This is a genomic window from Cytobacillus firmus DS1, from assembly GCF_000565285.1.
Taxonomy (GTDB): domain Bacteria; phylum Bacillota; class Bacilli; order Bacillales; family Cytobacillaceae; genus Cytobacillus; species Cytobacillus firmus_A.
This window is the reverse complement of record NZ_APVL01000025.1, coordinates 1-8732: the sequence shown is the minus strand read 5'-3', so window position 1 is coordinate 8732 and position 8732 is coordinate 1. Positions and strand designations below refer to the sequence as shown.

The 8732-nt window shown below is 34.1% G+C and carries 12 protein-coding genes; 4 read left to right on the top strand and 8 right to left on the bottom strand.

The window, feature by feature from the left end:
- Positions 1–25: 25 nt before the first annotated feature.
- The 7 genes from PBF_RS21400 to PBF_RS21375 all read right to left on the bottom strand — a co-directional run bounded on the left by PBF_RS21400 (position 26) and on the right by PBF_RS21375 (position 4616).
- Positions 26–430, bottom strand: a complete 405-nt coding sequence (locus PBF_RS21400; RefSeq protein WP_051488971.1) for a macro domain-containing protein — start codon at positions 428–430, stop codon at positions 26–28.
- Positions 431–609: 179 nt separating this feature from the next.
- Positions 610–996, bottom strand: coding sequence for a hypothetical protein (locus PBF_RS21395; RefSeq protein ID WP_035332677.1), 387 nt, complete (start codon positions 994–996; stop codon positions 610–612).
- A gap of 34 nt (positions 997–1030) precedes the next feature.
- Complete coding sequence (locus PBF_RS21390) at positions 1031–1444, bottom strand: hypothetical protein (RefSeq protein ID WP_035332676.1); 414 nt, start codon at positions 1442–1444, stop codon at positions 1031–1033.
- Positions 1445–1478: 34 nt separating this feature from the next.
- Positions 1479–1640 carry a hypothetical protein gene (locus PBF_RS26225; RefSeq protein ID WP_160169274.1) on the bottom strand — a complete coding sequence of 54 codons (162 nt, stop codon included), beginning with the start codon at positions 1638–1640 and terminating at the stop codon, positions 1479–1481.
- A 64-nt stretch (positions 1641–1704) separates the two neighbouring features.
- Positions 1705–2220, bottom strand: a complete 516-nt coding sequence (locus tag PBF_RS21385; RefSeq protein ID WP_035332675.1) for a hypothetical protein — start codon at positions 2218–2220, stop codon at positions 1705–1707.
- 426 nt (positions 2221–2646) lie between these two features.
- On the bottom strand, positions 2647–3219 hold the full coding sequence (locus PBF_RS21380) for a hypothetical protein (RefSeq protein WP_035332674.1): 573 nt from the start codon (positions 3217–3219) through the stop codon (positions 2647–2649).
- A gap of 485 nt (positions 3220–3704) precedes the next feature.
- Positions 3705–4616 (bottom strand): hypothetical protein, encoded by a 912-nt coding sequence (locus tag PBF_RS21375; protein ID WP_009335983.1) that lies wholly within the window; start codon positions 4614–4616, stop codon positions 3705–3707.
- 130 nt (positions 4617–4746) lie between these two features.
- On the opposite strand from PBF_RS21375, the gene PBF_RS27090 reads away from it, so the two are divergent.
- The 4 genes from PBF_RS27090 (at position 4747) to istB (ending at position 8250) form a co-directional block, all read left to right on the top strand.
- Positions 4747–4872, top strand: coding sequence for a hypothetical protein (locus PBF_RS27090; RefSeq protein ID WP_256815743.1), 126 nt, complete (start codon positions 4747–4749; stop codon positions 4870–4872).
- Positions 4873–4958: 86 nt separating this feature from the next.
- Positions 4959–5789: an aKG-HExxH-type peptide beta-hydroxylase gene (locus tag PBF_RS26880; protein WP_235192305.1), complete on the top strand. Its 831-nt coding sequence runs from the start codon at positions 4959–4961 to the stop codon at positions 5787–5789.
- A 128-nt stretch (positions 5790–5917) separates the two neighbouring features.
- On the top strand, positions 5918–7462 hold the full coding sequence (gene istA / locus PBF_RS21365; RefSeq protein ID WP_152539718.1) for an IS21 family transposase: 1545 nt from the start codon (positions 5918–5920) through the stop codon (positions 7460–7462).
- Positions 7462–8250 carry an IS21-like element IS643 family helper ATPase IstB gene (gene istB / locus PBF_RS21360; protein ID WP_035332672.1) on the top strand — a complete coding sequence of 263 codons (789 nt, stop codon included), beginning with the start codon at positions 7462–7464 and terminating at the stop codon, positions 8248–8250. Before istA ends, istB begins: the two co-directional genes overlap by 1 nt.
- A 129-nt stretch (positions 8251–8379) precedes the next feature.
- Here istB and PBF_RS27230 read toward each other — a convergent pair whose 3' ends face one another.
- Positions 8380–8502, bottom strand: coding sequence for a helix-turn-helix domain-containing protein (locus PBF_RS27230; RefSeq protein ID WP_430515291.1), 123 nt, complete (start codon positions 8500–8502; stop codon positions 8380–8382).
- Positions 8503–8732 lie beyond the last annotated feature (230 nt).

Genomic DNA, 8732 nt, shown 5'->3' with positions numbered 1-8732 from the left:
AAATTAAATGCCAAACTCTACATTTTTATGATGCCATAAACACGGTCCCAGTGCCCAATAGAGGGATTGTCGAAGATTGAATCCCTTTTTCAACACAAAAGGCACAAATGTTATTTAGGCATTTTTCAATCGTTAAGATATCTGCTTTTTGCCCGGGTTTTAGCATCGTTACTGCATGCAGTACACCTTCTTTAAACCCCAATCTTCCTGAGCCAGTAATATAAATATCTCCCAGGCAGATCTTTCTTGACCTGCAAATAATTTTAGCCTCCCTCTCAATTGAGTGATCATTATAGTGGATTGTATCTGCAACACCTTTTAGTGGAACATATCGACCGAAAATCCCACCCATCCATCCTTTGCCGTTAGCAGCATTGATTAACAGATCAGATTTATAATCTAATAAATTTCCATGGAGCTGTTCGATCATGGCAATTCATTCCCCTTATTAAAATATTTTTCAAGCTAGAAAAGACTTCATTGCCATTCCCCTCTATGCCTTAAAAAACAAAAAAGCACCTGATTCATAGGTCATCCCTATGGATCAAGTGCTTCTTGATATTTCAATATTAACAGAATTTGGACATTGAGTATATGTATTTTTTGCTACTATTTTATTTTTCTTTCATACTTTAGGCTTCCCAAATGGAGCAAGTATTCTCGTGCTCTTTCATAACTCATTCCCTTGTCCTCAAGGTAATTCATTGAATCGAATTTATTTCTTCCCACACCATCTATTACATAAATCTCTTCGTAGATACCTTTTTCACAATGTAAATACCAGTAGTCCCCTTCATTAGGCGTTCTATTTCTTTCCTTCATTTTTTCATAACTTAAAAACAATAGCACCACTATTACAAATGAAGCAATCAACGATATAATGAATCCAATGATTGAGAAATTCATCGCATACCATAAGAAGACCAACACTACGAAATAGATTAATATATAATCATGTAGCATTGTTTGGGGATAGTTAGCTTTCCAGCCGGCCATTATTTTATACCTTCCATTCTTTGCTTAATTTTTTTTAGCTTTTACGAATATTTAACAAATCATTACCAAACTCAATTAAATGGATTAATGAAGTTATCCTGGCATCATGAATCAGCCCTTCTTGAACTAGTACTTTTTCTAAGTTTGTCGAAAATGCAATAAATTCATTAATATACTGTAGGAGCAGCTGCTTATCGTGGAAATTGTGACGATCTGGGATATTTTCTAAAACATCATTGACAGCAAAAATAATGGTTCTATACAATTGGGGATTTTCATCTATTAAAAAACTGTGGCTAAAACCTTTGATGCTTATAATACCATGTCTAATAATTTCTAATCCTACACTTTGTAGGTAGGAGAGGTCCTTATCTTTAAAGAGCTCTTCGTTCTCTTGGGGATGATTTAGCAACATATTATGATATTTATTGTTTAGTTTAATATTCATTCTTCCACCCTTTCATTTGGTATAAAAAAAGAAATTAGCCTACCAAATAAATTTCAACATGCTCAAATTTTGCATTAGGGGGTGCGAACTCCTTTTTAAATTCTTTTTCATTAATACAAATTGCTTTATAACAATTGTTCGATGAACCAATAATTAATTTGTGTAACTTAACTGCGTTATTATAATTTTTCTTCATATAAGATTCCCCTTACTTAATGGCTTTCACCACCACCTATAATTAGGATGTCGCTATTTGGTACTCATATTTTTTTATATTCCTCATATTGATTGTTTAAGAATTCCTTAAGCGTAATGAGAATTTTTTCTGCATAAAGTTCACTTTCAACTTCTGATTTGAAATAATCTTTTCTTTTTTTTAATGAATTCATCTTTATGACCCCATCCTTAGTCAAATGAGTTTGCACTAACCCTAAGGTCAATGTTTCTAAAATGAAAGCGTCAGATGTAGTTATCACTTGCTTCGTCATGTACATCTGAAGGTTAGTTTTATACATAGGTTTGAAAATGGAGCCTTCGTTTTCTTCTTTAAATTCATACACCAATAAATATTTTTCTTCTTTCAACACAGCTGACAATCTCTTTTTAAAAATTGGATCACCAAAGCTAATAAATGTTTCGATGAAGTAGGGCTTTGTTTTTGAAGCATCTACCCCTGGATTTACATGTACCTCAAATGGGGACCTTTCTGGGAATAGTGACTTTGAGTGTGCTTTTAAAGTTTCCTTAGCAAGTCTTTTGACATTATTAAGCGGCAACTGAATCATCCCTTTGCAAATTTATATAAATATTAATTTCTGTTCCACTCTTTACAGCTACTATTCTGGAACACTATAAAAAAGAATCTAAAAATATTTTGATGCTTTTATCATCTTACTCCCTCTGTTCTTCTACCCTGTTATTACTAATAAACTTTTTATAAATTTGGAAGTTTAGGGCCAAAGAGTCAGTGTGATAATCCATCCACTTATACTCTTCTTCAATTCTGTATACTTCTTTACCATACAAAAGGGACAAACATCTTGACACAATTCTCTTTGGTAACCTCGATGAAATCTATTACAAGACGAACAATCATAAATGAAATTTAGCCTTTTAACTGGAAAATGATTTTTCCTATTCATGTATTGTATCCGCAGCACAATATCCTTTAAAATCCCCTTATATTTATAGCAATAATATCATCAATCAACACTAACAAACTTAGTTATTTCCTCACCTTCAAATCTAACCAGATACTCTTTCCCATCATAAATCACTTGATAATCACTGGACGAAAAGCTCTTTCGTTCAAGTATCAGCTCAGATGTTTCCGCTTTTAAATAATCAGCAACTAAAGCTTCTTTTTTAGTTGTTTCATGAGAAATATCTTTTGACATATTATTCATTGTATTAATTAGAGCACGACCCACAAATATAAGGATTAATAATAAACACATAACTGTAAGAGTAGTATAAAGTGTATCCCTACTAATGTTTAGATTAAATTTCATCTTATTCGCTCCTAAAATTTGACTTCTGTTCCTAACTTCTCTATTTTCATCAGTCAGTTTCATGTAATTTTGTTTTTGATTTTCAACGAATTTCTCTAGGGTAAATACCATTTGATTCATTATATTGTTAGCATCTTCTTTACTTTTGAATGAACGAACAATCACATCACTTATAGAATTATCCTTTTCCATCTCAATTCGAAATAAGTGAGTAAATTCTAAAAGTGGTTTCTCAATCTGAAGCAGGTTGGAATGATAATCCACTATCTTAACTTTATATCGGGAAGAAGATAGAAATCTTTGATTAATAAAAATTGCATATTTTATACTAGTAATCCGTAGTCTTTCGTAAAAGTCCTTATTGGGGTATAGTCAGGAAAATGCGGATTTACAACGTTAAGGAAGTTCCAATATAAAAAGCCCAATTTCTCGGTATAACGCAAAAGAAATTGGGCTTTTGGGTATTCCTAAAATGAGAACTCAATCTTTATTAAACTCCACTAATATCAGTTTCAATATGTTGATTTCCTAAAAGTAATACCATAATTCGATCAAATAGTTCTCTGGAGGAGACAGCTCTCAATTTGCTTTTTCGACGAAAAGGCAGAACCCTTTAAAGAATTCTGTTGCCAGGAACTAATACTACTATAGAGCTAGCAATAAAATTGACTAATGTTTTATTCATGTTCTCCTTCCAATCAACAGTTCTATGAAATAGGAAATGTCAAACTTTTAATACATTTCCTATTCTAAAATGAGAGCATTCCCTTTTCAGTTAGTAGTTCACTTTTTGATCTAATAAACTCATATGTCTCATTACCATATAATTCTTTTATAAATCGTTTTTCTTGTTCGTAAGCAGGAACGTATTCATCTAAAACAAACACACCATCAGGAAGTGATGCTTTACTATATTCGCTCTGTGGTTTCCTAGTATCCATGATGAGTTTACGATGATTTTTGTTCAAACAGATATAGTTCAAATCAAACTTATTCCATCTGCTGAAACCTTTATTATCATTAACTGTTGATAAAATAACTTCATCATTTTCAGTTAGTTTTACGACATCAAGTACTGTATTATCATCAGCACCAAAAACAAAATCACTATTATCTGATAACTTTACTATATCTAAAGGATACATCATACAACCCTTGGGTTTTAGTTTTGTGTAGTTTATATTGTTCTTTATTGCATAACCATGAATTGCACAACCATGTGAGCCTTTTTCACCTATTTTAATTGAAAATATACACTTCCCACAATGCTCTATAAAGCTTCCGTTTTTATCTAATATCCCGTTTTCACTATAATATTTTTTTGATTTAAAATAGTCGGAATTTGATTGAGTTTCTTTAAAAATATTATCTACGTGGTTGTATACCTTATTAATATCTTCCTTAGTTGGGGGATAGGGAGAGCCATCACAACAAAGTGAAAAATGCGCTAAGTGACAATTCATACAATCTAGATTAACGGGTCTGCTTAGAGATTTAATATCAAAAAGATTCCCCATAAATTCAAATACACTAATATTGTAATTTTGTGAGATGTATTTATCTAAGTTCTCTTTTAAAACAGTTGCCATTGGAAAGTTAATGTAAGCATACTCCCTCGCTTTTTTATTTGATAATATACTAAACCCTCCTCTCTTTTTCAAATAGATTTAATAAAATAATTATAAAACAACAAAATAAATAATTACAATATTTTAAATTAATAGAAAATATTCGAAATTTAAAACAGAATATTGTATTATAATTCTGAATTTGGAAAAAGGAGGTGGGCTGATGTCTAAAATCAATGAAAACATAAAGCTATTCTCAAAGAACCATTTTAATGAAAAAGGAAGACGTGTTGTTGTCGTCCTAGTAATGCAATTACATGATGAAGGTAATAAAACAAGCGAGGAGTAAGCAGTGATTTGATTGGGGCAAGCCCCCTATTAAGTCATAAGGGGCTTGCCCCTAACCAGTAATTATCGAAAGGGGTTGTAAAAATATTGAGTAGCGTTGTCTCAAAGAAAACAAACCTAACTTTTTTAAACAAAAGGGAAATTAACAGAAACATTGATGCTGTTATTGATTATCATTTTGGGGAAGGTACTAGTAGCGGAATTCCTGATAATGAAAAAAAAGGATACTTTATTCAAACATTAAACGCCCTTCAACAATCACAGATTCCTTTTGAATTGGATAATATTAAGATAATTTTTGATAGCGATATTCTGTGTGAACATTTAATCAATAATTACTTAATAGAAAAAAAGGATACCTTAGATGATAAACATTTATTCAACGAAGAGGAACGCAGAGAAATTGTTTATAATGTTGAAAAAGCGTTAGATTTAATAAAATTACTCCATCCTGATCTCCACTACCTAATTAATAAACACATTGGAACCCTCTACTTTATTAAGAAAGAAGGATTTGGTGGGGGTTCTGTCTCTGGTTTATTAGGCTTAATATGGCTTAACCCCCCTAAGAGATGGACCGTGATCGACTATGCTGAAGCACTTTACCATGAATTTATTCATAATAGTTTATTCTTGGATGACATGGTCAATTGTATTTTCCCAGATCCCCTTTCTTGTGAGAATGAAGAAGCTCTTACTACGTCGACGATTTTAAAAAAGAAGCGGCCATTAGACAAATCTTTCCACGCTGCTAATGTATCTATTGGAATAATGCATATGTACCATTTGTTAAGCGATAAAAAGAAATCTAGAATGTACGAAGAAGATCTGAAACGTACTATCGTAGAAATGAATGATAAAACTCAATTCTTAGGAGAACGTGGACTAGAAATACTTAAAGAAATGAATCACTTGTAAACGCTAGAATAAAGTTGACAGTTTTTGCTTGATAAGATTTTACACTTTTGCTCAATCACCCTACTGCTTTAGTAAAATAGATAGTGACGTTATTTTACTGGAGGTTAGGGTTTTTGGAGGAGAAGTTAGTGTTATATGTAAAGATTCATGAACTTCATAAAAGAAAATTTAAAGTAGCACAAATCGCTAAGGAGCTTAAGATCTCAAGACCAACTGTCTATAAGTATTTGGAAATGACATTTGATGAAGCAAGAGCATACACCGAACAGCCTTTGGGGAAGAAGAAAAAATTAGATCACTATAAAGACTGGATACTTGCCTGGCTAGAAGAGTATCCTCACCTGAGTAGTGCTCAAATTCATGATTGGCTTTTGGAGAGATATCCCCACCTGGTGGTCGGTGGAAGTACGGTCAGAACGTATGTGAAGGATATTCGAGAAGTCTATCAGATTGAGAAAAAAGTGGTTGTCCGTCAATACGAAGCAGTTCCTGAACAACCGATGGGTAAACAACTCCAGGTAGACTGGGGTGAAACAAAACAGAAAACAATAGACAATAAAGAAATCAAACTATACTTTATTGCCTTTGTACTCGCTCACTCCAGACATAAGTATATGGAATGGCAGACACGTCCTTTTACCACAAAAGATGCGATTCGTTGTCACGAAAATGCATTTAAGTTCTACGGGGGACGAGCAGAAGAAATCGTTTATGACCAGGACCACTTAATCGCAGTGAGTGAAAATGCAGGACAGCTGCTTTTAACAGCAGAATTTCAAAGCTATGTGAATGAGCGTAAATTCAAAGTTCACTTGTGTAGAAGAGCTGATCCGGAATCTAAAGGCATGATTGAAAATGTAGTGAAATACATAAAAGGCAATTTCGCAGACAGTCGAGTGTTTAGAGACATAGAAGATTGGAATGATCGAGCACTACAGTGGCTTCAACGTACGGGGAACCATCAGGTTCACCAGACAACGAAAAAAAGACCAGCAGAAGTGTTTCTCCTCGAAAAGCAACACTTACAGCCAGTCTCTTCGTTACTTTCATATGAAAGTACCAATAACCAAAGTATAACAAGAAGTGTAAGCAAGGACAACACGATCCGTTATAAGTCAAACCGTTATTCTGTTCCACTAGGGACTTATCAAACAATGTCTGAAAATCTTGTATGGATTGAAGTGACAGACGACGAACAACAAACGCTTGTGATACGTAAAGAAGCAAATGGTGAAATAATTACCGAACACTTTGTTAGCTTAGAAAAAGGAAAACTCATTCAAAACCGTCATCATACTCGTGATCGCTCAAAAGGGGTTGAAGAGCTTAAGCAACGTCTCATCTCTTACTTTGAAGATCAGACTCAGGCAGCTGCTTATTTTGATGAGATCAGCCAAAAATACCCGAGGTATCGTCGAGACCAGTTTGCGATCATCTACAAGGTGATTCAACAGTATCCAGCATTAATTGATACTGTGATGACCAAGTGCATGACAGAGAAACTATACAATGCGAATGAATTTCGTGATATCGCTCATCATCTTGATACATTGCGTGATGAACCAGTTAAAGAGGTACAATCCTTTTATGCCAATCCAGCAAAACATCCTCATATTAAGGCGTCTACCCGTTCTTTAAATGTGTATACTAGCATTTTAGGAGGTCGAGCATAATGAACAAGACGGTGCATGAATTACAAGATCAATTTCGTCAGTTACGTTTATCAGAGACTGCGGAGGAGCTGCCACAGCTTCTTCGCGAAGCTGAAAAAGCATCATGGACCTACTTGGAATTCTTAGAATCTATCACACGGTATGAATTAGCAAAACGTGAAGCGAAGAGCCTTGAAAAAAGAATGAAATGGGCACGATTCCCTTTCTTGAAGTCATTAGATGAGTTTGAACTTAAAGGTCAAAACGTTCTAACAGCCCGCCAGCTTTCTCAACTTAGAGAATTAAGCTGGTTAGAGCAACAGTATAATTTAATTCTCCTAGGTCCCCCTGGCATTGGGAAAACGTATATCGCAATTGGGCTGGGACTCGAAGCCGTTTACAGAGGATTCAATGTTTACTTCACTACAATGGGTGAGCTTGTGCAGCTTTTAAAGACAGAAGAATATCTGAATAAATCTAAAGTCCAACTCAAACGAATTAGAAATGCCGATCTTGTGATTATTGATGATTTGATGTACATGGCGATGGATCAGAGAGAAGCAAACTTATTTTTTCATTTAATTAATCATTTATACGAACGAAGTTCGATCATCCTTACCTCAAATAAAAGTCCAGATGAATGGGGTAATTTAATTGGAGATCAAGGCATTACGACAGCTATTTTGGACCGTTTACTTCATCGTGTGGAAGTCATACATGGTGGAGAGGATGAGGAAAGTCATCGGATGAAAAACCGAAAAAGCATTTTTTCAGCAGAAGTGTCAAAAGGAAACGAGCAAAAAGTGTAAAATTCGACTTGACGTCTACAAAGGACTGAGAAGTCCTTCTGGGGAATTTTAAACCGGCGATTTTGAGGAAGTTTTGATCGGCCTTGACAGTAGGTGTCTCCTCGTCCTTCTCAATAATTTAAAACTATTCTAGCTTTCCCCTTTAATTAGCCAATCAGTAGTTAAGTTAAAATGTCTACTTATAGAAAGAACTGTATCAATTGAAGTTTTTGTGTTCCCCTTTTCAATTTCACTTAACGCACCTTGTGTTATTCCAATAATTTTTGAAAACTCGACCTGATTTAACTTATTAGGGATACGAACTTCTTATTCTTTCACCTACCGTCTCATCAAACACTCTGTTCATAAAAATTCCTCCTTAAAAAATCTCTTTATGGGGGGGAGTGTCTGTTTTAATACTGCCTTGAATTGGATAAAAAAACTGTTAGATATTATGAGCAGCCAGTGAAGATACCAATAAAGGTTTGGAGAGATGGAGGAGA

Coding starts and splice junctions, on each gene's coding strand:
- PBF_RS26225 (WP_160169274.1), bottom strand. CDS start 1,640: ATGAAGAAAAATTATAATAACGCAGTTAAGTTACACAAATTAATTATT.
- PBF_RS21390 (WP_035332676.1), bottom strand. CDS start 1,444: ATGAATATTAAACTAAACAATAAATATCATAATATGTTGCTAAATCAT.
- PBF_RS27090 (WP_256815743.1), top strand. CDS start 4,747: ATGTCTAAAATCAATGAAAACATAAAGCTATTCTCAAAGAACCATTTT.
- PBF_RS21395 (WP_035332677.1), bottom strand. CDS start 996: ATGGCCGGCTGGAAAGCTAACTATCCCCAAACAATGCTACATGATTAT.
- istB (WP_035332672.1), top strand. CDS start 7,462: ATGAACAAGACGGTGCATGAATTACAAGATCAATTTCGTCAGTTACGT.
- PBF_RS21400 (WP_051488971.1), bottom strand. CDS start 430: ATGATCGAACAGCTCCATGGAAATTTATTAGATTATAAATCTGATCTG.